The organism is Prevotella sp. Sow4_E9_plate, assembly GCF_052116205.1.
Taxonomy (GTDB): Bacteria; Bacteroidota; Bacteroidia; order Bacteroidales; family Bacteroidaceae; genus Prevotella.
Genome location: NZ_JBQKLN010000048.1, coordinates 1 through 22,068 on the forward strand (window position 1 = coordinate 1; position 22,068 = coordinate 22,068).

Here is a 22,068-nt window from a genome sequence, read left to right on the forward strand (position 1 = left end):
TACTGAAAATCAGCGACTTGACCAACTTTTTATAGTTAAGTTTTCATAAGCATTTCTTAATATAAGTTATTGATTTACAGCCGATTAAATATTAATTTAACGCAGTATTGATACAATAACTTTTAAAATATCACGCAAAAATGAACAAATACATTCCTTACAACATTACATGCCCATTGGCATCATGTAGCCGTAGCAACACTTGTGCCCGCTACGCCAACTATCAGAAGGCAAAAGCCGAAGAAGCTTCCTTCATCATTTTGAATACCGATCTTCTCCAGGTAGAGGGAGAAGGCTGTCCTTATCATCTCGTATACGAACATCAGCGCTGGGCTAGAGGTTTCACCCGTCTCTGCGATTCCATCCCATCGGGCAATGCCAGATATCTGAACGTATACACCCCCTTCAGCCAGCGCCGTTTCTACAAGGCAAAGAATGGCGAGTTCCTCCTCGACCCTGAGATGCAGGAAGCTCTCCTGGAGGTTTTCAAGAAGAGAGGTGCCGACATCAGTCTGGGGTTCGACAGCTATGAGGACCAGAATGTGCTGGTAGAGAAGTAAGCGCCGATTATCTGCTAGGTTTTGGCAATTATAATGTAATTTTAGAAAAGTGCACTGAGTTCAGTGCAATTTTCGTTAAAAAGCGCACTGAACTCAGTGCACTTTCGCTATTTATTCGTATATTTGCAGCCAAAGAACAACATAATCGGGCACAAAATGGAACAATTACAAGCAACATTCGACAAATTGCTGAGAGAAACGAGTACTACGTTTCATCGCTATATGTATAATCGCATCAATTGGGATGCTCGTATGATAGGTCTGATGGGACCAAGAGGTGTGGGTAAAACAACTTTGGTGCTTCAACACATCAAAGAACAACTACCAAGAAAAGACTCACTCTATGTACAGGCAGAAGATTTTTATTTTGCCAGTCATAGGCTCACCGAACTGGCGGATTCATTTGCAAAGATGGGCGGAAAGTATCTTTTCATAGATGAAATTCATAAATACAAGGATTGGGCAAGAGAGTTGAAATTGATATACGACTACCATGCCGAACTTCATGTAATGTTTACCGGATCATCTGTTCTCGACATAGCTAAGGGAGCATTTGACCTGAGTCGTCGTGCACTTATGTATGAGATGCAAGGTCTATCATACCGGGAATATCTGGAACTCTTTCATGGAATCCACTTTCCGGTATGTACTTTAGAACAGCTTATGCAACAGGAAGTCAATATACCGACTGGCTTCTTGCCATTAGAACACTTCGCAGACTATCTGCAACGAGGATATTATCCTTTTTCTGATGGCGACATCAGAATGTATATTCAGCAAGTGGTCAATGCAACGATAGAAACCGATATTCCGCAATATGCTGACCTTACTGTTTCAACAGCAAGAAAACTCAAAAGGCTACTTGCCATTATCGCTCAAAGTGCACCATTCAAGCCTAATATGAGTCAGATAGGAGGGCAGCTAGAAGTTTCTAGAAACAATGTTGCCGACCTTTGCGCCTACTTGGAGAAAGCCGGACTTATTGGGCAACTCCGCACTTCAACTGGTGGTATTCAAGGACTAGGAAAGGTAGATAAGATTTATCTGGATAATCCAACGCTTATCTATACTCTTGCAGGAAAGAGTGTTGAGATAGGAACTGTGAGAGAAACTTTCTTTTTCAATCAGACACGCTCATTCATGCCAGTAACAGTATCACCTATATCTGATTTCCTGATAGACGGGAAATATACATTCGAGGTTGGAGGAAAAAAGAAAAAGCAAAATCAGCTGCAGAACATAGAAAATGGATATGTAGTAAAGGACGATATTGAGACTGGTTATGGAAACATTATTCCGTTATGGATGTTTGGCATGCTCTATTAAAATACCACGATTTGGCAAAATAGTGAACTGTTATTCTGCCAAATCTATGTAAAAATACTACGATTTGGCAAAATAACAGAGAAATGATTTGGTTAATCCAATATTAAAAAGCCTTGGCATGAACACACTTCATGTTCTTTTCCAGCTGGGCTGTTGAACTGGCACCTACCAATACGCTGGTAACGCCTTTCTGCTGCAATATCCAGGCTAGCGCCATCTCGGCAAGGGTCTCGCCTCGTTCCCCAGCTTCCTGATTCCATTGCTTCAGCTGCTCCAGCAACTCCGGTGTCAGGGCGCTGTGCTTCAGGAAATGCTCCTTTGCCATACGGCTATCCGATGGGATACCGTTGAGATAGCGGTCGGTGAGGAGACCTTGTGCCAGAGGCGAGAAGGAGATGAATCCGATGCCGTTTTCGTGGCAGTAGTCGAGGGTTCCGTTCTCCTGCGGCGCACGGTCGAGCATGTTGAGTCGGTCCTGGAAGATGAGCAGCGGACAGTCGCGCTCCTTGAGATATTTATCGGCAAACTTCAGGGCTTCCAGTGGCCATCGGCTGATGCCGAGATAGAGCGCCTTGCCCTGCTTCACGATGTCTACCATTGCCTGGAGGGTTTCCTCGAGTGGGGTATTCGGGTCGTAGCGATGACTGTAGAAGAGGTCTACATAGTCCAGATTCATGCGCTTGAGACTCTGGTCGAGACTCGCCATCAGATACTTGCGAGAGCCCCAGTTGCCGTAAGGACCTTCCCACATATCGTATCCTGCCTTGGTAGAGATGAAGAGTTCGTCGCGATAAGACTGGAAATCATCCTTCATCAGTCTGCCCATGGTTTCTTCAGCACTTCCGTATGGAGGACCATAGTTGTTGGCAAGGTCGAAGTGGGTGATTCCGTGGTCGAAGGCATAATGGGTGATGGCACGGCTTCTCTCGTAAGGATCCACTCCTCCGAAGTTGTGCCAGAATCCCAGACTAACCTTAGGCAGCAAGACTCCGCTCTTGCCGCATCTCTTGTAAAGTGCCTCTGCATCGCCATAGCGATTGGCATCGGCTGTGTAGATTCCTTTTAAGTCCATAATTCCTATTTATTTTATGTTTGAATATCTTGTTCAGCAGCAAAGGTATTGCTTTTTTTTAGAAATGGATGGAAAGTGGCTCTTAAAAATGTGTAAAACGGCAAAAAACTCTCTGGGCTTTGCCTGCTCATGGGAAGCCTTCAGCTTCTGTGTTTTCACTAATTCCCTCTAGATTAAATAAGATAATTCAGTATGACGAAGATAGAACCCTTATCCTTGCGCCGAAGACTCGCTTTGGAGATTTGGCGCAAGGGGTATCAGCATATAGTAGAGGAGCATCCGCTGCGCCAGCTCTTCTGGGAATGTACCCTGCGCTGCAACCTGCATTGCCGCCATTGCGGAAGCGATTGCAAGGTAAAAGCAGGAATAACCGATATGCCCCTTCAGGATTTCCTGCGGGTGCTAGATAACATCAGCCAACATACGGATCCTCATCAGGTATTCGTCATCGTAACGGGGGGAGAACCCTTGATGCGTGAGAACATCACCCAATGTGGAGCTGCCATTTACAAGAAGGGCTTTCCATGGGGAATGGTAACCAACGCACTCTATCTTACTCCTCAGAAATTCAATGACTTACTGAATGCAGGACTCCATACCATGACCATCAGCATGGATGGATTGGGCGATGAGCACAACTGGATGCGGGGCAACAAGCATAGTTTCGAGATGGTTTCGCAAGCTATCGACCTTCTGGTTTCGCATCCCGAAATCAAGTTTGATATCCTTACCTGCGTCAATCGCCGCAATTATCCCCATCTTGACGCCATCAGGCAGTTTCTGATAGATAAAGGGGTGAAAAACTGGCGAGTTGTTGCCGTATTTCCTGTAGGCAGAGCTGCTTCAGATCCTGATATGCATCTAGCTGCGGAAGAATACAAAGGCATCCTGGAGTTTATCAAGCAGACCCGAAAAGAGGGTAGGATAGCGTGCAGCTATGGTTGCGAGGGATTCATGGGCAACTTCGAAGGCGATATCCGCAATACTTTCTATGGTTGTCATGCAGGCGTAACCGTTGGTTCGGTCTTGGTAGATGGCTCCATTTCAGCCTGTGCCAGCATCCGTTCCAACTATCATCAGGGCAATATCTACCAGGATGATTTCATGGATATCTGGCAGCACCGTTTCCTTCCTTACCGTAACCGTGAATGGATGCGGAAGGGTGAGTGTGCCGAGTGCAGATACTTCAGATACTGCCAGGGCAGTGGTATGCATCTTCGTGATGATGAGGGCAATCTCATCATGTGCCCGCTTCATAGATTACATGTCTTGCAGTGAAAGTCCTATCGTCTCAAACTCATATTCTCCAAAGTCCTTTTTGGGCAATATGGCTATCTTCTCTTGTAGCTTACTCATACTGAGCTTATGAACATTGCGTTTGATTTCTGCAATCAAGCCGGTATGGGTGAACTCGTTGATGGCGATGAGATCTATTTCGTTCTCTCCTTTTCGGTCCCACCAGTTTCCTATTTGCGTAAATTGCTCTGTTTCCATGAATTTATCCTGGAAATAACGTTCCAGGGTTCTGCCTGTGAAGCCTTCGTAATTGTTTTCGATGTTGCTGCGCAGGAGAGAGAACAGATTGCGCTCTATCAGCGACTGATATGGATAGATGAACCGGAACCAGAAGCGCAGGAAGTTATCATGGATTTCGTATGCCGTAACTTTTCCGTTTTTCTTAGCCAGTAGTGGCTTCATCCGGTTGATGAGTTCATATCTGCTTTCCAGATTCTGGAGATATGTGCCCATGCCTTTATGTAATACGCTATCTATCTCGCTACGCTTGGTCTTGCCGTTGGCGATGACTTGCAAGATGGAGAAATAGGTGGTGAAATCTCCACTGAATTCCTGGTTCAGAAGATCCTTACCCTCGGTAAGGAAGTAGGAATCCTGTCGGCAGACATAGTCGAGCATCTTTTTTCTGGTGTAGCATTTGGCATCTATGAGCAATTCTATATACTTTGCCACGCCACCGGTAATGGCATATAGACAGAGTAAATCCTCTGGCAGATAGTTTGGGTTTACATCTTGCAGAATCTGCTTCATCACCTCAATGGTGAAAGGACGGAGGGTAAACTTGGATGTAGGACGCCCGTAGAGCGGTTCCGATTCATCCTCGAAGATTCGCTTCATTAAAGTCTGGATACTGCCCGATACAATGAAATTGATTTTTGCCTCTCGCTTATATCGGTCCCAGATATTCTGTATATCTCCAAAGATAGATGGATTAATCTTATAGAGTGTCTGAAATTCATCCATCACGATGGTGAGGTGTCGCTTTTGGGCTTCCTTCATGATCACTTCGAACAGGTCCTTGAACTTGGAAACCTCACCATAGATGGTAAGTCCTATCTGCTGCTCCAGGTCTCTTTGGAAATTTTGGCACAATAGAGCCTCCGAGTCTTTGGAGACAAAGAGGTAGGCATACTCCTTTTTCTCTAAAAACTTTGTGATGAGTGAAGTCTTGCCTATTCTTCTGCGCCCCATCAGAACTGTAAACACAGCACTCTCAAACGACTGCTGCTCATTGGCTTGCAAGATTGCAAGTTCTTTATCTCTATCGTAAAACTTCATAATGTAAATCCTCGTTTATATAAATGGCGGTTTATATTTGTGCTGCAAATATACGAAATAGTTTTGTAACAGAGAAGAGTTTTCTCATAAAGTTTCTTTTTTTAATGTTATTTTCATTATTTCCCCCAAAAACTTGCGGATTTCAAATATGTATCTTTGTTTCGGACATTATGAAATCTTCGTTACGTAAAATTCATAATTCAGTAAATGCTTATGGTACAGATTATTTCGGCAGCGAGATGGTGAACTCCGACCATTTGTCTTTCTCGCTCTTTACGCTTATCTTGCCGCCATGGGCGTTGATTACCTGCAGCACGTAGTTCAGACCGATGCCGAAGCCGCCACGAGTCTTGCGGGCATCCTTTTCGTGCTCTGCGGCGCGCTCAAAGCGGTTGAAGATGGTCTTCAGCTCGCTTTTGGCTATGCCGATACCCTCATCAAAAACCTTGATATAAACGTTTCTGTCATCCTCCAGGGTGGAAATCTCAATGTTGATTTCCTCCTTCGAGTACTTGGTGGCGTTATCCACCAGATTGCTGATCGCTTCCTTCAGATATTCCTCGTCGGCTAGGGCAGAGGTGGCTCCAAACTGGGTGATGATATGGATCGGTTTCGCTGATTTCGCCTTGTATTTATCCACCACATCCTCTATCATCGTTTCCAAATCTACTTCCGCTTTCTGAATATGCAGCTTGCCGTGTTCCAGTTTCGAGATGGTGAGCAGGCGGTTGATGAGGGCAAGCAGATGCTGCGCCTCGTCTTCTACGATGCAGAAATATTTCTCTTTCATTTCCGGCTTCTTCTCCAGTACGCCGCTGTGCAGATACTTGGTTCCCATGATGATGGAGGTGAGTGGCGACTTCATGTCGTGAACCATCGCATAGGAGAAGTCCTCGCGCAGCAGTCGCACCCTTTCCTGCTCATCGATGTAGTTGATCTGGTCGATGAGGCTCAGGATGATCACCACCGTGGTAAGGAGCGATGTGAAAACCGTGAACTTGCTTTCGTAGAAGGCAGCGAGCAAAGCCTGTGCCCTGACATCCGGTGCCAGGTTCCAGGGCGTTTCAAATCCCATCTGGTGAACGGTCATCTCGAAAGAGTTCCACATCCAGAACAGCTGCATGCAGAGCACGGCAATCAGAGCCGTGGTGCTGAGTGCCTTGGCTCTATTAGTCTTCATCTTTCACAAGCATTTCAGGCAGTTTCCTGCTCAGGGCAGCGAATCCACCTATAGTTAAGGCTGTGCCGGCTATCAGGAGCAATATGCCGAGCACTTTCGATTCAAACTGGAAGGGAACCAGATTGGATACGAAATAGAGCACGATGAGAATGATGGTGCTGCGCGTCTTGCTGTATATCCAGCTGCAATAGCAGAGGGAGATAAAACCGAGCACGGTCAAATCTACATTGATGTCACCACTAGATGTTACCGACATCATGCTGGCTGGCAGCATCATGATCGAGAGGGTGAGCAGCTGCACCCAACTCTTCTTGCCGCAGCGGATCAGTTCCTCCTGAATGGCGCCGAAGAAGATGTAGGCAGATATAAACGATCCGTTGATATTAAAAGGCAGGAAGCCGAGATAGCTAATATCCATCATCTGCTTGGGAAGGAAGTCGAGATGGAAGAGGTTCATGATGGAATAGAAGACCATGGTGAAGCCCAGAATCGGCATGGTGCAAATGGTCATCGCCTTCCATTTGGCGGCAGGAATCACCTTTCCAAGCGAGAACCTGGAGAATTTGTAATGTCCGAAGGTGAACCATACGATGAGTATGCCCAGAAATCCGATGACTATTATAAACGGATAGATTGATTCCTTCAGGGCTCCTATCTGCTGGCTGTGGGAGCCCGAATGCATGTTCATTGCCATGTAGAGTCCCACCAGGAATCCTCCCAGGAAGATGGTGATGAGATATTCTGCCAGGAACAGTATGTAGTATAATATCGCTTTCAGCATAATGAATGTCTTTTCTGTTTTTTCTTTCTTCTAATTAATTCTCGCATGATGTTATGAGGGGGTGGGGGATGTTTATTCTGCGATGAGCTTGAATCCCACTCCTCTGATGGTTTTCAGTTCTACGGCAGGCTCGTCTTCCAGTGCCGTGCGGATTTTTTTGATGAATACATCCAGGCTTCTGGAAGCGAAGTAATCCTTGTCTTCCACGCCCCAGAAACGGCTCAGTACGGCTTCCCGGCGTACCACCTCGTTCTTGTTTACCGCCAGCAGTTCGAGGATTTTAGCCTCTCGTGCGGTAAGCATCTTCTCGCTGCCTTCCTGTGTATCTTTCAGGGTGGCGTGGTTGGCATCCAGTGTATATCTTCCCAGCTTGATCTGGCAGCTGGCATTCTCGCTGCGCTTTCCGGCTTTCAGCTGGATGAGGCTATGTATGTGGGCATCAAGCTCTTCGGGAATGAAAGGCTTCTTGATATAGTTGTTGGCTCCGGCGGCATAACCTGCCTTCAAATCCTTGGGTGCGGTGAGGCCGGTGGTAAAAAGGATGATAGTATCTCCATCCACCTCTCGGATGTTCTTCACCATTTCGATGCCGTCCATGATAGGCATGTCGATATCCGATACGATGACATCGGGCTGAAAGTCTCTCCACGCCTTCAGTCCTTCCTTGCCGTTAACGGCGGTTTTCACTTCATATCCTCCGATGATATCCTCGAAGCAGCTTTTCTCCATATAGGCGAGGTTTTCATCATCCTCAACCAGGAGTAACTTAGTATCAGCCATAATCGTATTTCGTTTTCAATGTTTCGATTGCAAAGATACATTTTTTATTTGAAACGGCAAAGCAATGAAGGGATGATTAACTTAAAGATAACATAGTGAACTCTGGCAGCAAAGTATGCTTGCCTTCCTTTGTCATTCTGGGAGTATGTGGAAGGCATCGGAGGTACGTCCAACTTACGGCAGCTACAGTTAGGGATGAGGCTACTCTGAAGCGAGAGCTAGCCTCGCTTCAGCAGATTAATGGTCAATATCCCAAATATATCCTTACCCTAGATGAAGATTCTGATGCTCTTTATTAACTTGAAAATTTTATATTTCGTATAATTAAAATAGCAACGATAGTAACCATCGCTATAACAAATGGAAGAGCGAAAAGTAAGGCTGGAATGAAATCCCATGCTACGAAGTACCAATACGAATACATTGGAATCATGATAGACATGCCGCCCAAACAAAAACATGTATATGTCTTGACTGGCTCTTTTGCAGGATGAATTTGCAGACCACAATGAGGGCAGGTTGTATAGTAAGACGTGCCGTGCAGAAAGTATTTTTTTACGGTACTGAATGGCACTTGCTCTCCACACTCTGGACATTTTGCATGGCAAAGGTGTTGAAAGAGAGACTTTTTCTTATTCTTTTCCATTTAAAAAATCTTGAAATACAGACAATATACGAACAGAGAAAGTAGCAATAGCAATGCGGCTATTGCGATAATGCTAGCAACTGAAGTGCATGTAGTCGCAGAAATCTGCGCTACCCATCCGTCTATAACTAAAATAGCAACAATCCACCAACACTTGGGGCTTCTGCTACTTAATGGTTTTAAAAAATCACTCATAAGAATCTCTTTTATGTTGGTTATTAAATCTTATGCAAAGATACAACTTTTTCTGAGATAATAGCGATATTCTTCTCTTATTAACTTAAAGATAACATTTTTTCTTTGCAACAGTTCTTTCTTTTAGTGAAAACAAATTGGTGATTAAACTAAAGAAATCTGTTGTTGCTTTTGTTGCAAAATAAAACAAAAAGGTCAAACTCGTGTCTTACCTCACAGGTTTGACCTTTCTGTTTTTTATGATTTTCTCTTTATTATCCTTCCTTATCCGAGTCGATGAGGGCGAGCAGATGCTCTACTGCCACCTCCTGTGGAATGTTCTTTTCTACGCAAACCTGCTTGCGGTAGAGGCTTACACGGTTAGGACCGGCGCCTACGTAGCCGTAATCGGCATCCGCCATTTCGCCTGGACCATTCACGATGCAGCCCATGATACCAATCTTCAAGCCCTTGAGATGCTTGGTTGCCTCTTTGATCTTAGCGATGGTCTCACGAAGGTCGTAGAGGGTTCTGCCGCAACCTGGACAACTGATATACTCGGTCTTGCTGGTGCGCAGACGGGCTGCCTGGAGAATGCCGAAAGCGGTTTCATCTACTGTCAGGGCAGGGATGTCACCATCGTTCATCAGCCAGATACCATCGGTAAGACCATCAATCATCAGGGCTCCCATATCGGCAGCAGCCTCCAGCTGGAAGTCGCTCTTCTCCTCCTTGCTGTGCTGGTACATCTCGGCGAAAACCGCAGGGTTCTTCAAGCCGGCATTCATCATCTCGTGAACCAATGCACGCTGGTCGCCCAGGCGATTCTGATGATTGCTGACGCAGATAACCACCACCTCTGGATGAGCCTTCAGGCAGGCGATGTATTCCTCGGCTGGAGTACCAAACTGCAGGGTGAGGAACTTGACGTCGGCCTTGATGCTGGCGATGAGCGGCATTGCCATGGCTGGGAAGATAGGGTAGAGCTTGGCACCGGTGGTCTCAGGCTTGCTGTTCAGCGTCTCGTAAACATTGTAATCTACGATGTAGCTCTGACCTGGCACAAACTGCTTAGGCATCTTGCCGCCTATATAGATATAATCAGGCGTAGCATCCTTGTTCTCACAAACGGTGCTCTCGCCGTTGATTCGGTTGCTGATAACCACCGGAACGTTGCTGCCGCCGATATTGCCTACTGCCACGGTTTCGCGGCGGGTAGGGCGCAGCCAGTCGAAGCCAGGATAAGCTGCGGCAGGAATCAGCAGATGACCCTGTTTCTTGCCGATGTAATCCACCAGATGACGAGCCACCGGAATCTCTGCAGCAGGCTCCTCGCTGAGGCTTACACGAACGGTATCGCCGATACCGTCAGCCAGCAGGGCACCGATACCCACGGCACTCTTGATTCTTCCATCCTCGCCTTCGCCTGCTTCGGTTACGCCGAGGTGGAGTGGGTAGTTCATGCCTTCCTTCTCCATTTCTTCTACCAGGAGGCGCATGGAGCGGACCATCACAACGGTATTGGATGACTTGATGCTGATAACCACATCGTGGAAATTTTCCTTCTTGCAGATGCGCAGGAATTCGAGGCAGCTCTCTACGATGCCCTCTGGCGTATCGCCATAGCGGTTGCGGATGCGGTCGGAGAGGGAACCGTGGTTCACGCCGATGCGGATGGCTGTATGGTTCTCCTTGCAGATGTTGAGGAAAGGCACGAAGCGTTCCTCAATCTTCTTGAGTTCGTGAGCATACTCTTCATCAGTATATTCCTGCTTGATGAACTTGCGGGCAGGATCCACGTAGTTGCCTGGATTTATGCGTACTTTCTCACAATAGAGAGCAGCCACGTCGGCAACGTTAGGATTGAAGTGAACATCGGCTACGAGCGGAGTCTGATAGCCGTCGGCACGGATGCCGGCATTGATGTTTTTCATATTCTCTGCCTCGCGGGAACCCTGAGTGGTGAAGCGCACCAGCTCGCCACCAGCCTTGATAATCTCCTCAGCCTGTTGAACGCAAGCCTCGGTATCATTGGTGTTGGTGGTGGTCATCGACTGGATGCGGATAGGATTATCGCCACCCAGGTCGAGGGCTCCGATATGTGCCACAGAAGAGGCACGGCGGGTATAATTGAATAAATCTACCATAATGTATAAGAATAGAATATGCCCCAAAGAATGGGGCATATTAGATTAATTACACTTGAAGTCGTATTTCACCTCAGCCAAATCCTTGTTAGCCTTCTCAATCTTGGCACCGAGACCCGCCTTCCAAGCCTCTACCTTCTGAGCCACTTCCTCATCGGCAAGGGCAATCATCTCGGCAGCGAGGATGGCAGCGTTCTGAGCCGCATTCACACCAACAGTAGCCACAGGAATGCCAGGAGGCATCTGAATGATGCTGAGCATGGCATCAAGACCATCGAGCATACCCTTGATAGGCACACCGATAACTGGCAGTGGGGTAGATGCTGCGATGACACCAGGAAGGGCGGCAGCCATACCGGCAGCGGCGATGATTACCTTTACGCCACGCTCCTTAGCTCCCTTGGCGAATGATTCTACTGCATCTGGAGTGCGATGAGCAGAGAGGGCATTCACCTCGAAAGGAATCTGGTTGTCGTTCAACCACTTACATGCTTTTTCCATAACAGGCAGATCGCTTGTACTGCCCATGATAATGCTTACTAATGGTTTCATTTCTTCTTATTTATTTATAATTATAAACTTTTTTCTTTGCAGAATGTGCTTTCTGATACTGATGCTAGATAATCATAATAGCACAGACGATTCCTATCAGAAATCCCATAACCACCTGAGATAGCGTATGTTGTCGCAGAATCATTCTGGCTGTTCCTACTGCTCCTGCCAGAATCAAGACTAAGCAGAGCCACCACAGCGGGTTGAAGGAAAACGCCATGGAATAGGATACCAATGTGCCTGCCACGCCACCGATGGCTGCAGTATGTGTACTGATTTTCCACCAGACATTGATGATGGCACAAATCATCTGTATTGCCATCGCTACAACCACGATGATGCTGATGACACGTGGCGTATTGCGGTATTCCATCCAGAAGAAACAGCAGAAATAGCACACGATGGAGATGATGTATGGCACGATACGACGCTCCTTCTTGCCTAATTCCTTGGCTGTCCATCCCTGTACTCTGCGATATAGATGTATCAGGAGGGATGGAGTAACAACCGTAAACAGATACACAAAGGCAAGCATCGTCAATTTATAAGCCATGGGCAATAATGCCATGTAGCTGAATATGAACAGCACGGTGAGTCCTACCAGCGGAAGATAGAACGGGGTGAAGATCATACTCATAATCTGAGCTGCCAATATGATATTTTTCTCTTTCATAACTCTAATATTTCATAACTCTAACGTATCTTTCCTTATTTCCTGAGTCGTGCAACCGGGATGCCGAACTGCTCTCTGTATTTGGCAACCGTGCGTCGTGCAATAGGAAAACCTTTCTCTTTGAGCGCCTTGGCAAGGGCTTCATCGCTTAGTGGTTTTTTCTTATCCTCCTTATTGATCAGCTCCTGCAGGGCCAGCTTGATTTTGCGGGTAGCCATCTCCTCTCCGTTTTCCGTTACATAGCTGTCGCCAAAGAAGAATTTGAGTGGGAATATTCCCCATTTGGTCTGTGCATATTTTACGTTGCTGACACGTGATATGGTACTGATGTCCAAACCTGTACGGTCTGCTATGTCTTTGAGAATCATCGGTTTCAGGTCGGCTTCGTCTCCATCCATGAAAAACTGACGCTGAATGTCAATGATGGCTTTCATCGTGACGATGAGCGTGTGCCGACGTTGCTTGATAGCTTCGATAAATCCCTGAGCCTTGTCTACTTTTTCCTTGGCATAGAGCAGCGCCTCCTTGTCTTGGCGGCTCATTTTTTCCTTGTGCTTTTTGTAGGTGTCTATCATATCAGTAAATGATGGAGACACGGTGAGCTCGGGAACGTTTCCGCGGTTGAGGGTGAACGTGATAGAACCGTCATCATTGGTGTCGATGATAAAGTCGGGAGTGATTTGCTGCATGTTTCTGCCTTCCGTTTCGCCCATTGAAGCACCAGGTTTAGGATTCAGCTTTCTGATTTCCTCCTTCAGGGTTTCTACCTGGGTATCGTTTAATTCGAGTCCCGCCTTGATCTTATCCCAATGTTTCTTGGTGAATTCTTCGAAATAGTCGGTGAAAACTTCTTCCATCGTCTTGCGGAGAACGCCTCTTGGCAATCTCTTGACTTGCAGCAGGAGACATTCCTGAAGGCTTCTGCCACCAACACCTGCAGGGTCGAAGGTCTGGAGGATGTGGAGCACATGCTCAATCTCCTTCTCCGTTACGTCTATGTTGTGATAGATGGCAAGCTCATCGCAGATGCTGTCTAGGTCTTTGCGTAGCAGACCGTCATCATCGAGCGAACCGATGAGGTATTCCATAATCTCCTTTTCCTTATCAGAGAGTATGTGCATATCCATCTGCTCCTTCAGCTTGTCGTAGAAGGAGGTAGTATCGCCATACACCATTTCTTCATAGTCAGCATTGTCCTGATTGCTGTATCTATCTGTATTATAATCAGGCATCTGGTCGTCTCTTCCTATGCTTTCCAAAGCCTGGTCCAGTTCATCTTTTCTTTCTTCTTTTTCCGATTGAGCCTCGTAGGCAGCCTCTTCGTTGCTGTCGTCATTATAGTTTTCTGTATCAGTATCCATCGGAGTCTCTCCATCGTAGCTTTCGTTCAGCATATCGTCTGGATTCTCACTCTCCAGTGCAGGATTATCGTCCAGTTCGGCATTTACGCTTTCCTCCAGTTCGGTGAGAGGCATTTCCAAGAGCTTCACCTGCAGTATCTGCTGTGCGGTGAGCTTTTGAAGCTGTTGCAGCTTTTGTGCCTGTGTCTGAATGAGTTTCTGAGCCATTTTTTTTCTTTTTTGAGTTAAGCTATAATTTGATAGTATATTACTTGTTCTTAAAATATTCTTTCAGTTCATTGGCAAACTGATACAGTTTATCCGGATTTCCATTACCGTATTTTTGCCAAATATCGCTGCATGGTTCCAGGAGTGGGCTTGCGGGTTCTTTCTCTCTGTTGAGATAAGGGTCGCAGAACCGGAATACGCTCATCACCTCTGCAATTATCTCCGGCGTTGTTTTGATAAACTTGGCGAGGTCTATAATCTCAGGGGTTTCTGGTACCATGGTGATAGGGGTAAGCTGGAAATAGAGATCAAGAATAATGATCAGCTTCACCGGAGTGAGTGAAGGTTCTGCTTCTAGCGGTTCCCAATCTTTCTCGAATGATTCTTTCAAAGCCACTCCTTCGAAGAAAGCTTGCGCATTGCCACATCCCCTCATCTTTCTGACGAGAGCTATATCGTGAGCCAGTTTGCGTGGATTATCGGCGTATTTATCCCATAATCGCTTGATGTGCGGAGCAACCATTCTCAGTTTGAACATCTGCTCATGCAGATATTCTGGTTGAATGTGGAGCTCCAGGCTCAAGTCAACCATTCCTTTCGAATAGAGAGGTTTTACGCCCATTGGCTTTTTCTGGTACAACTGTAACAGTAACAGCCAGTAATCTTCGTTCCACAAAGGATGTCTTGCCATATTCTCAATGCCTTTATTAATCTTTTGCAAAATTACGACTTTTCATTGGTAATACAAAATAAAATCGAAGATATTTTCAATAAAAATAAAGTGCGCAACCTCGAGAGCCCTCGAAATTGCGCACCATTAATGCTATATTCCCAATTTTTTCATAACTCAAGGAGGTTTGCTTTCACAAGTCCCCTCCGTTGTGTTGCCCGAAGCAGTCATTTTACTGCTCACAGGCTTCATCTTTTGTTATCCGATACGTTTTTCTTTTTTACCTTAAGTTACGCCTAACCTACTGAAAAACTATCCTGTCGTCCTTGAATAAACAATCTTTTTTCTTTACCTTAAAACTAATAACCTAAAAAAACTAAACAACTAACAATCTTAAACCTAAAAACCTAATAACCTAAACAAATTTTCTTTTGTCGTCCTTGAATAAACAATCTTTTTTTTACCTTTTAACTAATAACCTATAAACAACTAACAATCTTAACCTAAAAACCTAATAACCTTTTTGTCTTATTGACGATGCAAAGGTACGACGATTTTGCCAACCAGCCAAATCTTTTATACGGAAAATGCTAAAAAAGCCCCCTTTTTTGATGTAAATCAACTATGTGTGTGCGTACACAAGTGTTATGAAACAGATATTTGACTTATATCAAGTATTATCGTACCTATCTTAAACCTTATCATAAAGGAAGGCATCTTCACTCATGTAGACGGCTATGGTCTTTAGCTTGATATAGTCTTCCGAGAGATAGATGAGTCCCTTGTTTCCCCAATTCTTACCCCATGAATTGCGGCAGACGTAATAGCGCTGCTTGCCTTCAACGAAAGAACCTATGATTTCCATCACGTGATCATCGGTAGTGCGGAGTTGTTCAAACTCCTTCTGACGTGACAATTGTGTTACAGGTCGCTCCGCTGGTCGAACATCTACATAGTTCTTCTTTGGTGTTTGGAAACCTGGTTCGCTGATGTCGCCTTCCCAGCAGACAGGGTGACCCTTTTCTACTGCTTTTTGGATGTGGAGCATCATCTCGTCAAGAGGGAGGTTGAGAAAGGCATCGTGCATTCTGTTGTCTGGAACCTCAAGTGCGAAGTATTCCCTGAAAGGATGATGGGAGAAACTGGTGAGCGATACGTATTCTTCCGGATAGCATACGCTGTGGGCAAACTCCTGTGGGGTGTATTCGGCACCTAGCATGTGGACAGCCTTGGCGGGCATGTATCCTATTTCTGCATCAAAGAGATTGTTTAAATCTTCCTTGAGTTTGTCGATACCCGTCTTTTGGGAGATAGCACTGTCGCATAGCTTCTGTACCTTTCGGCAGAGCACCTTATAGTTTACATGCTTGGGATCTTCGTAACTGTCGTATGGTTGGGCTCCATACTTATCTATATAATGTATAAGCATGGAAGCGGTGCCACGAAGGCTGATATCTTTCTTTCCCTGAGCAAAGTAATATTCCAGTGCCTGTTCCTGAAGCATCATGCGTGCCACGTAGGCAACGGACAGATTAACAGAGTCGCCCTTCATGATGTGCTCGCTTTCGATGGTTGCAAGCATGCCATACGCCCAGCAGAGTTCGCTTTCACCCTGATCTTTGATAGGGGTTGTATGGATCAGCTTGACTGATGCGGGCAGGTTGTCTATTTGATACTCTGACTGTTGATGATCAGAATCTCTCTTGTAGTTACAACTTGCAATCAGTACTATTGCTAAAAATGCTATAATAATTTTCTTCATACCTCTTTATATATAATATATAGGTGTATAATTTTCTATGTTGATCTACTTATTTGGTATAAGTAATCTGGGCAGCAAAGATACAATTATTATTTGATTTAGAGTAAGCTAGAGCTTGATTTCTTGCGTTAAGATTTCATAATGCCACCTATAACATAAAATAAATCTTGAATAATTTTGTATTGTCTTTATTTTGGCGTAACTTTGCACCCACAAATAGAAAAATTGCATTCATGAATACAAAGATAAACGAATTTGAAGTAATGGCGCCAGTAGGATCTCGCGAATCCCTTGCTGCTGCCATTCAAGCTGGAGCCGACTCTGTTTATTTCGGAATCGGTAAGTTGAATATGCGTTCTCACTCTGCCAATCATTTTACTATTGACGATTTGCGTGAGATTGCTGCTACCTGCAATGAGCATGGCATCAAGACTTATCTTACCGTTAATACGGTAATCTATGATGACGACATTGAGACGATGAAAGAAATCATTGATGCTGCCAAGGAGGCTGGTATTTCTGCAGTAATCGCCAGTGACGTGGCTGTGATGAGCTATTGTAATGAGGTAGGTGAGGAAGTTCATTTATCCACACAGTTAAACATCTCTAATACAGAGGCTTTGAAGTTTTATGCACGTTTCGCAGATGTATCTGTATTGGCACGTGAATTAAACATGGATCAGGTGAAGCACATCCATGAGCAGATTGAGAAGCAGAATATCTGCGGTCCGATGGGCAAGCAGATTCGTATCGAAATGTTCTGTCATGGTGCTTTGTGCATGGCGGTTTCCGGTAAGTGCTATATGAGTCTTGCCAATGCCAATCGTTCTGCCAACCGTGGTGAGTGTGTGCAAATCTGCCGTCGCAGTTATACCGTTACTGATAATGAAACCGGTAACCAGTTGGAAATCGACAACAAGTATGTGATGAGTCCTAAGGACCTGAAGACCATCCGCTTCATCGACCGCATGATGGATGCTGGTGTTCGCGTCTTCAAGATTGAGGGTCGTGCCCGTGGTCCTGAATATGTATATACTGTAGTGAAATGCTATAAGGAGGCGATAGCTGCAGTTCTTGACGGCACCTTTACAGAAGAGAAGAAGGATGCCTGGGACGAAAAACTTGCCACCGTATTCAACCGTGGTTTCTGGGATGGTTATTATCAGGGTCAGACTCTCGGTGAGTGGAATAAGCATTATGGTTCTGTGGCTACAGAGAAGAAGGTACTTGTGGGTAAGGTGATGAAATACTTCTCTAAGTTGGGCGTGGCAGAGGTTGCCGTAGAGGCTTCAACCTTTGATAAGGGTGAGAAGCTTCTCATTACGGGTAACACTACCGGCGTGATGTATCTCAATGCCGATGAAATCCGTTACGACCTGAAGCCAGTGGAAACAGCGCAGCAGGGTTGGAGAGTTTCCGTTCCTGTGCCAGGCAAGGTTCGCCCTAACGATAAGCTCTATAAGTTGATTACAGTAAACGAAATTAAAGAAATAAAATAATGGCAACAATTAATGATTTGCAGGATGAAGTAGTTGAGGAGTTCCAGGACTTTACCGACTGGATGGACAAGTATCAGATGCTCATTGATTTGGGCAATGAACTGGCTCCTCTCGAAGAGAAATATAAGAACGAGCAGAACCTTATCGACGGTTGTCAGAGTCGTGTTTGGTTGCAGTGTGACTATGTAGATGGTAAGCTCGTCTTTACTGCCGATAGTGATGCGCTTATCGTGAAGGGCATCATCGCTCTCCTGATTCGCGTGTTGAGCGGTCATACTCCAACAGAGATTATGGATGCTGATCTCTATTTCGTAGAGAAGATTGGTTTGAAGGATCATTTGAGTCCTACTCGCAGTAATGGTCTTCTGGCGATGATTAAGCAGATACGTATGTACGCCTTGGCTTACAAAACAAAAGAAGCAGAAGGCAATGCGTAAATTAAGAACGATAGAGATGAATCGCCTCACCCTGGAGGAATTCAAGGAAGCAGAAAAACTTCCTTTGGTTGTTGTTCTCGATGATGTGCGATCCTTATATAATGTAGGAAGTGTCTTTCGCTCTTGCGATGCCTTCAGAGTTGAAGCGGTGTATCTTTGTGGTATTACCGCTACTCCTCCTAATGCCGAAATCCATAAGACGGCTCTGGGAGGCGAAGACAGTGTGGATTGGGAATACTTCAAGACTACAGAAGAAGCTGTAGAGAAGTTGAAGCAAAAAGGCTACTTTGTATATAGTATTGAGCAGGTAGAAGGTTCTACCAAGCTTCAGAACTTGCCGGAAGCCCACACTGAAGAAGAGAAGGGGTACGCTGTTATTTTTGGAAATGAAGTAAAAGGCGTAAAGCAGAACATCGTAGATATGAGTGATGGCTGCCTGGAAATTCCTCAGTTTGGTACAAAGCATTCCCTGAATGTCAGCGTTACTGCTGGCATTGTTGTCTGGGAGTTTGCCAAACTCATTATTATCCATTAAAAAAGAGTACACGTTTTTTAAAAAGGTTCTTCCGTTAAAGCTATACGTCTTACATGGTAAGCATCTTCGCATTTAACGGAAGAACCTAGTAAAAGACTTCTATATATACGATAGAAGTTGTTGGAAAAGACAGTAGAAATTGTTGGGAAATATAGTATCTAAGACCGCACATCAGCTGTTGTGCGCTTGCACATCACCTGATGTGCGCTTGCATAACAGCTGTTGTGCGGGCGTCTTTCGGCTGATGTGCGGTTTGTGATAGTTATTTTATAGAGACATTATTTTGTAGTTTCTTTATTTTTTCGTACTTTTGCAAAAAAAGAGAGGAATGAAAGAAAAGGTCATATATTTGTTGTTAATCCTCCTGCTTCTTGCATCTTGTGCAGGAAACAGGAAGTATGATGATTTGATGCAACGGGCAGATAGCATCATGAATGTTAATGACGACTCAGCGAAGGTTGCCATCCGGATGCTTGATGGGGTCAAATCCCAGCTGCCAGAGTTTTCCCAAGCGCAAAAGATGCGCTATGAGTTGTTGCGTCATAAGGCGATGAACAAGGCTTGCATCACGTTCACATTTGATAGCGTGATGAAGGAAGTGGTGGATTATTATGACCATCATGGTTCGGCTAACGAGCGGATGCTTGCTAACTATGCCTTGGGCTGCGTGTACCGGGATATGCATGAGGCACCAATGGCATTGGAGTATTATAATAAAGCGACGGAGCAAGCCGATACCACTGCCGCAGATTGTGACTATGGCACGCTTTATAGAGTATACAGCCAGATGGGTTTTCTCTTTAGTAAGCAATATTTACCTTATCAATTGTTAGATGCTTTTGGTAAGGCGGAGAAGTATGCCTATTTGGCAAAGGATACATTCAATGCCATTGTGAATTACCAAAACCGAGGCAGTGCATATTACTATTTAGGAAATACAGATTCTGTTATTGCAATAAACTTACATGCTGCAAGTCTGTTTAAGCAAATAGGAGATGACTATAATGCTATGATAGCCTTAGGCTGCAATTTTGGCTATTATTTAGAAAAGCAAGACACAATTAAAGCGAAAAAGGCTTTTGAAGCATACTTTTCTACAGGGTATGAGGGGAATTTGGAATATGAAGATTCTAAGGCTTATGTATTATGCCTAAAAGGGAGTTATTATCTGTTTGTAAATAAGTTAGACTCAGCTTATGCCAATCTATCCCTAAGCTTAAAGTTGTGTAAATCATATAGCGTCAAAGCTACTACAACAAAAGCTTTGGCTCAGTATTATGCAAAGGTTAATCAACCGGCAATGGCTATGAAGTATGCCTTGCAAAGTTCTGAGTATAATGACTCTGACTTGATAGGAGCCAGAAAAACTCAGTTACAGCAAGTTAAAGCCATGTACGATTATGGCAGAAATCAAGAAATAGCAAGAAGGGCGGAGCTGAAAGCAAAGCGAAGCACACAAATTAACTATATGATAGTTTTTGCTTGTGTCGTATTGTTCTTGTTCCTTTCTTATGTTTATAGAAAGCAGTTAGCTCTCAAGAAAAAGAGAATAGCAGCTTCAAAGCTGGTGTATGAGGACTGCTTGCTTAAACTTAAAAGGTTACAGGAAGAAAAAGCTCAACTTGTAGCAGAAAAAGACAAAAAACTGGCTCAAATTATAACAGAGAAAGAAAATGCAATCAGTAAATTAGTGTCAGAGATACATGATATACAAAACAGATACTCATTATCTTCGATGTCCGATGCTTATTTAGTTTTAAAGAATTCTTCCATTTACAAAAAAATCCAATGTATAGAAGCGCATCCTTTGGAAGAAATGAATGAGGAGGATTGGACGGAATTGGCTGATACGGTAGAGGAACTAATTCCTAACTTTATTCCTATGTTGAAGAACCGAGTCAGCGATAGAGATTATCGAATCTGCTTACTGATCAGACTCGGAATTCCTGCATCCTTAATGGCAAGACTTTTAAATCTATCTGATGCAGCAATCTCAAAAAGCAGGAAAACTATGTTGAAAAAGCTGTGTGGAAAGGTAGGAAAGCCCAAGGAATTTGATGAGTATGTGCTACATATCCCATAATTTTTGGCATGGTAAAATTTAGATAAAATACTCATAACCTTTTCATTTTTAGTGTATTTGGTGAATGGTAAAAAATAGGTAAAAAGTAAATTAATAATTTTCTTGCGCCTTTCCCTGCAATTTTGTACTTTTGTAGCGGAAATTAAAATAAAACAAGCAACAACTAAAAAGTTGAGATTATGAAGAAATTACTATTTTTTTTATTGTTATGCGCATTTCCTTTTGTAGCTAACGCTCAAATTGTAGCTAACGCTCAAATGGCAAATGCCGATCAGCCTGTAAAACTAAGTAAAAGAGTACAGGTAGATAACAGTCTCATGGAATGTATTTATCATTATACCGTAATAGATAGAGATTTATCTACTTTTCGTGAATATGACCAAATATTAGAAATAGGTGATTCCATTTGCAAGTATGGAGATTATGGAGAATATCGATTGGATTCTGCCATGGCGACCATGCCTGTTGTGACAAATCGAGATTTTGATGTGTTATATCGTAGATATAATCCAGAGTCAGATTTCATACTGCTACATATGAATTCTAATCATTTGGATTTTTATGGTAGAGTTTCTATTGACTATTTTGTATACCACGAGCCAAAACCACAAATTAATTGGGAACTGTCAGACAGTACAAAAGAAGTATGTGGCTATTTGTGCCACCTTGCCACTTGCGAATTCAGAGGTCGTAAATGGCAAGCTTGGTACTCGGATATTCCATATAGTTTGGGACCTTGGAAGTTGAACGGTTTGCCAGGACTCATCTTGGAGGCTAGGTCTTTGGACAAGGATCATGTTTTTACGGCGATAACCGTGAGAAAGTCTCATGCTCCTATTCTTCGAATAGATAAAGATTATTTCAAGACTACATGTGAACGCTTTAATAAGGCACTTCAGACTTATAAGGAAAATCCAATGAAATCTTGGCAGAATACACCTCTGGCTCCTAAAGACATGAATGGAAAGCCTTTGCCTGTTAAAAAGAGAAAGTTATTCTATAATCCTTTGGAAAAGGAATAGCAGCAAGGCAGTTTAATAAAAACAAAA

At 44.2% G+C, this 22,068-nt stretch carries 20 protein-coding genes; 8 read left to right on the forward strand and 12 right to left on the reverse strand.

Translation table 11 applies throughout. From position 1 onward, the window contains the following. Positions 1-140: 140 nt before the first annotated feature. Entirely contained in the window at positions 141-560 is a 420-nt protein-coding gene (locus ACTQ53_RS14430; protein WP_294969015.1) for a DUF6078 family protein, read from the forward strand. Positions 561-716: 156 nt separating this feature from the next. After that, positions 717-1,886, forward strand: a complete 1,170-nt coding sequence (locus ACTQ53_RS14435; RefSeq protein ID WP_441933737.1) for an ATP-binding protein — start codon at positions 717-719, stop codon at positions 1,884-1,886. 103 nt (positions 1,887-1,989) lie between these two features. Here ACTQ53_RS14435 and ACTQ53_RS14440 read toward each other — a convergent pair whose 3' ends face one another. Beyond that, on the reverse strand, positions 1,990-2,958 hold the full coding sequence (locus ACTQ53_RS14440; protein WP_441933739.1) for an aldo/keto reductase: 969 nt from the start codon (positions 2,956-2,958) through the stop codon (positions 1,990-1,992). 192 nt (positions 2,959-3,150) lie between these two features. Between ACTQ53_RS14440 and ACTQ53_RS14445 the strand changes: the two genes are divergently transcribed. Continuing rightward, positions 3,151-4,236 (forward strand): TIGR04133 family radical SAM/SPASM protein, encoded by a 1,086-nt coding sequence (locus ACTQ53_RS14445; protein ID WP_441933741.1) that lies wholly within the window; start codon positions 3,151-3,153, stop codon positions 4,234-4,236. On the opposite strand, the gene ACTQ53_RS14450 is transcribed toward ACTQ53_RS14445, so the two are convergent. From ACTQ53_RS14450 to ACTQ53_RS14500, 11 genes are all read right to left on the reverse strand, one after another. Continuing rightward, positions 4,219-5,532 carry an ATP-binding protein gene (locus ACTQ53_RS14450; protein WP_441933743.1) on the reverse strand — a complete coding sequence of 438 codons (1,314 nt, stop codon included), beginning with the start codon at positions 5,530-5,532 and terminating at the stop codon, positions 4,219-4,221. The genes ACTQ53_RS14445 and ACTQ53_RS14450 overlap by 18 nt on opposite strands. 223 nt (positions 5,533-5,755) lie before the next feature. Continuing rightward, positions 5,756-6,712 carry a sensor histidine kinase gene (locus ACTQ53_RS14455; RefSeq protein ID WP_441933745.1) on the reverse strand — a complete coding sequence of 319 codons (957 nt, stop codon included), beginning with the start codon at positions 6,710-6,712 and terminating at the stop codon, positions 5,756-5,758. Continuing rightward, positions 6,702-7,493, reverse strand: coding sequence for a hypothetical protein (locus tag ACTQ53_RS14460; RefSeq protein ID WP_294968988.1), 792 nt, complete (start codon positions 7,491-7,493; stop codon positions 6,702-6,704). Before ACTQ53_RS14460 ends, ACTQ53_RS14455 begins: the two co-directional genes overlap by 11 nt. A gap of 72 nt (positions 7,494-7,565) precedes the next feature. Then, positions 7,566-8,273, reverse strand: coding sequence for a response regulator transcription factor (locus ACTQ53_RS14465; RefSeq protein WP_264951089.1), 708 nt, complete (start codon positions 8,271-8,273; stop codon positions 7,566-7,568). Between the two features lie 295 nt (positions 8,274-8,568). After that, complete coding sequence (locus ACTQ53_RS14470; protein WP_294968985.1) at positions 8,569-8,919, reverse strand: hypothetical protein; 351 nt, start codon at positions 8,917-8,919, stop codon at positions 8,569-8,571. 449 nt (positions 8,920-9,368) lie between these two features. Next, positions 9,369-11,240: a 4-hydroxy-3-methylbut-2-en-1-yl diphosphate synthase gene (locus tag ACTQ53_RS14475; RefSeq protein ID WP_441933747.1), complete on the reverse strand. Its 1,872-nt coding sequence runs from the start codon at positions 11,238-11,240 to the stop codon at positions 9,369-9,371. A gap of 45 nt (positions 11,241-11,285) precedes the next feature. After that, on the reverse strand, positions 11,286-11,792 hold the full coding sequence (gene purE / locus ACTQ53_RS14480; RefSeq protein ID WP_006848250.1) for a 5-(carboxyamino)imidazole ribonucleotide mutase: 507 nt from the start codon (positions 11,790-11,792) through the stop codon (positions 11,286-11,288). 64 nt (positions 11,793-11,856) lie between these two features. Next, positions 11,857-12,465, reverse strand: a complete 609-nt coding sequence (locus tag ACTQ53_RS14485) for a phosphatase PAP2 family protein (RefSeq protein WP_294968979.1) — start codon at positions 12,463-12,465, stop codon at positions 11,857-11,859. Positions 12,466-12,500: 35 nt separating this feature from the next. Continuing rightward, positions 12,501-14,033, reverse strand: a complete 1,533-nt coding sequence (gene rpoN / locus ACTQ53_RS14490) for an RNA polymerase factor sigma-54 (RefSeq protein WP_294968977.1) — start codon at positions 14,031-14,033, stop codon at positions 12,501-12,503. Between the two features lie 40 nt (positions 14,034-14,073). Beyond that, on the reverse strand, positions 14,074-14,724 hold the full coding sequence (locus ACTQ53_RS14495; protein WP_441933750.1) for a hypothetical protein: 651 nt from the start codon (positions 14,722-14,724) through the stop codon (positions 14,074-14,076). Between the two features lie 670 nt (positions 14,725-15,394). After that, the gene (locus tag ACTQ53_RS14500; protein ID WP_441933752.1) at positions 15,395-16,465 is read right to left on the reverse strand and encodes a C1 family peptidase; all 1,071 of its coding nucleotides are present in this window, start codon (positions 16,463-16,465) and stop codon (positions 15,395-15,397) included. Between the two features lie 233 nt (positions 16,466-16,698). Between ACTQ53_RS14500 and ACTQ53_RS14505 the strand changes: the two genes are divergently transcribed. The 5 genes from ACTQ53_RS14505 (at position 16,699) to ACTQ53_RS14525 (ending at position 22,041) form a co-directional block, all read left to right on the forward strand. Further along, complete coding sequence (locus tag ACTQ53_RS14505) at positions 16,699-17,964, forward strand: peptidase U32 family protein (RefSeq protein WP_153124807.1); 1,266 nt, start codon at positions 16,699-16,701, stop codon at positions 17,962-17,964. After that, positions 17,964-18,401 (forward strand): SufE family protein, encoded by a 438-nt coding sequence (locus ACTQ53_RS14510; protein ID WP_153124805.1) that lies wholly within the window; start codon positions 17,964-17,966, stop codon positions 18,399-18,401. Before ACTQ53_RS14505 ends, ACTQ53_RS14510 begins: the two co-directional genes overlap by 1 nt. Then, positions 18,394-18,936, forward strand: a complete 543-nt coding sequence (locus ACTQ53_RS14515) for an RNA methyltransferase (protein ID WP_217760034.1) — start codon at positions 18,394-18,396, stop codon at positions 18,934-18,936. Before ACTQ53_RS14510 ends, ACTQ53_RS14515 begins: the two co-directional genes overlap by 8 nt. A 328-nt stretch (positions 18,937-19,264) precedes the next feature. Continuing rightward, positions 19,265-21,019 carry a hypothetical protein gene (locus tag ACTQ53_RS14520; RefSeq protein WP_441933755.1) on the forward strand — a complete coding sequence of 585 codons (1,755 nt, stop codon included), beginning with the start codon at positions 19,265-19,267 and terminating at the stop codon, positions 21,017-21,019. A gap of 179 nt (positions 21,020-21,198) precedes the next feature. Next, the gene (locus ACTQ53_RS14525; protein ID WP_441933757.1) at positions 21,199-22,041 is read left to right on the forward strand and encodes a GLPGLI family protein; all 843 of its coding nucleotides are present in this window, start codon (positions 21,199-21,201) and stop codon (positions 22,039-22,041) included. The last annotated feature ends 27 nt before the right edge of the window (positions 22,042-22,068 follow it).

What these genes read in the sequence shown, in the direction of transcription:
- ACTQ53_RS14430 (WP_294969015.1), top strand. Translation starts at nt 141, where the DNA reads ATGAACAAATACATTCCTTACAACATTACATGCCCATTGGCATCATGT.
- ACTQ53_RS14435 (WP_441933737.1), top strand. Translation starts at nt 717, where the DNA reads ATGGAACAATTACAAGCAACATTCGACAAATTGCTGAGAGAAACGAGT.
- ACTQ53_RS14440 (WP_441933739.1), bottom strand. Translation starts at nt 2,958, where the DNA reads ATGGACTTAAAAGGAATCTACACAGCCGATGCCAATCGCTATGGCGAT.
- ACTQ53_RS14445 (WP_441933741.1), top strand. Translation starts at nt 3,151, where the DNA reads ATGACGAAGATAGAACCCTTATCCTTGCGCCGAAGACTCGCTTTGGAG.
- ACTQ53_RS14450 (WP_441933743.1), bottom strand. Translation starts at nt 5,532, where the DNA reads ATGAAGTTTTACGATAGAGATAAAGAACTTGCAATCTTGCAAGCCAAT.
- ACTQ53_RS14455 (WP_441933745.1), bottom strand. Translation starts at nt 6,712, where the DNA reads ATGAAGACTAATAGAGCCAAGGCACTCAGCACCACGGCTCTGATTGCC.
- ACTQ53_RS14460 (WP_294968988.1), bottom strand. Translation starts at nt 7,493, where the DNA reads ATGCTGAAAGCGATATTATACTACATACTGTTCCTGGCAGAATATCTC.
- ACTQ53_RS14465 (WP_264951089.1), bottom strand. Translation starts at nt 8,273, where the DNA reads ATGGCTGATACTAAGTTACTCCTGGTTGAGGATGATGAAAACCTCGCC.
- ACTQ53_RS14470 (WP_294968985.1), bottom strand. Translation starts at nt 8,919, where the DNA reads ATGGAAAAGAATAAGAAAAAGTCTCTCTTTCAACACCTTTGCCATGCA.
- ACTQ53_RS14475 (WP_441933747.1), bottom strand. Translation starts at nt 11,240, where the DNA reads ATGGTAGATTTATTCAATTATACCCGCCGTGCCTCTTCTGTGGCACAT.
- purE (WP_006848250.1), bottom strand. Translation starts at nt 11,792, where the DNA reads ATGAAACCATTAGTAAGCATTATCATGGGCAGTACAAGCGATCTGCCT.
- ACTQ53_RS14485 (WP_294968979.1), bottom strand. Translation starts at nt 12,465, where the DNA reads ATGAAAGAGAAAAATATCATATTGGCAGCTCAGATTATGAGTATGATC.
- rpoN (WP_294968977.1), bottom strand. Translation starts at nt 14,033, where the DNA reads ATGGCTCAGAAACTCATTCAGACACAGGCACAAAAGCTGCAACAGCTT.
- ACTQ53_RS14495 (WP_441933750.1), bottom strand. Translation starts at nt 14,724, where the DNA reads ATGGCAAGACATCCTTTGTGGAACGAAGATTACTGGCTGTTACTGTTA.
- ACTQ53_RS14500 (WP_441933752.1), bottom strand. Translation starts at nt 16,465, where the DNA reads ATGAAGAAAATTATTATAGCATTTTTAGCAATAGTACTGATTGCAAGT.
- ACTQ53_RS14505 (WP_153124807.1), top strand. Translation starts at nt 16,699, where the DNA reads ATGAATACAAAGATAAACGAATTTGAAGTAATGGCGCCAGTAGGATCT.
- ACTQ53_RS14510 (WP_153124805.1), top strand. Translation starts at nt 17,964, where the DNA reads ATGGCAACAATTAATGATTTGCAGGATGAAGTAGTTGAGGAGTTCCAG.
- ACTQ53_RS14515 (WP_217760034.1), top strand. Translation starts at nt 18,394, where the DNA reads ATGCGTAAATTAAGAACGATAGAGATGAATCGCCTCACCCTGGAGGAA.
- ACTQ53_RS14520 (WP_441933755.1), top strand. Translation starts at nt 19,265, where the DNA reads ATGAAAGAAAAGGTCATATATTTGTTGTTAATCCTCCTGCTTCTTGCA.
- ACTQ53_RS14525 (WP_441933757.1), top strand. Translation starts at nt 21,199, where the DNA reads ATGAAGAAATTACTATTTTTTTTATTGTTATGCGCATTTCCTTTTGTA.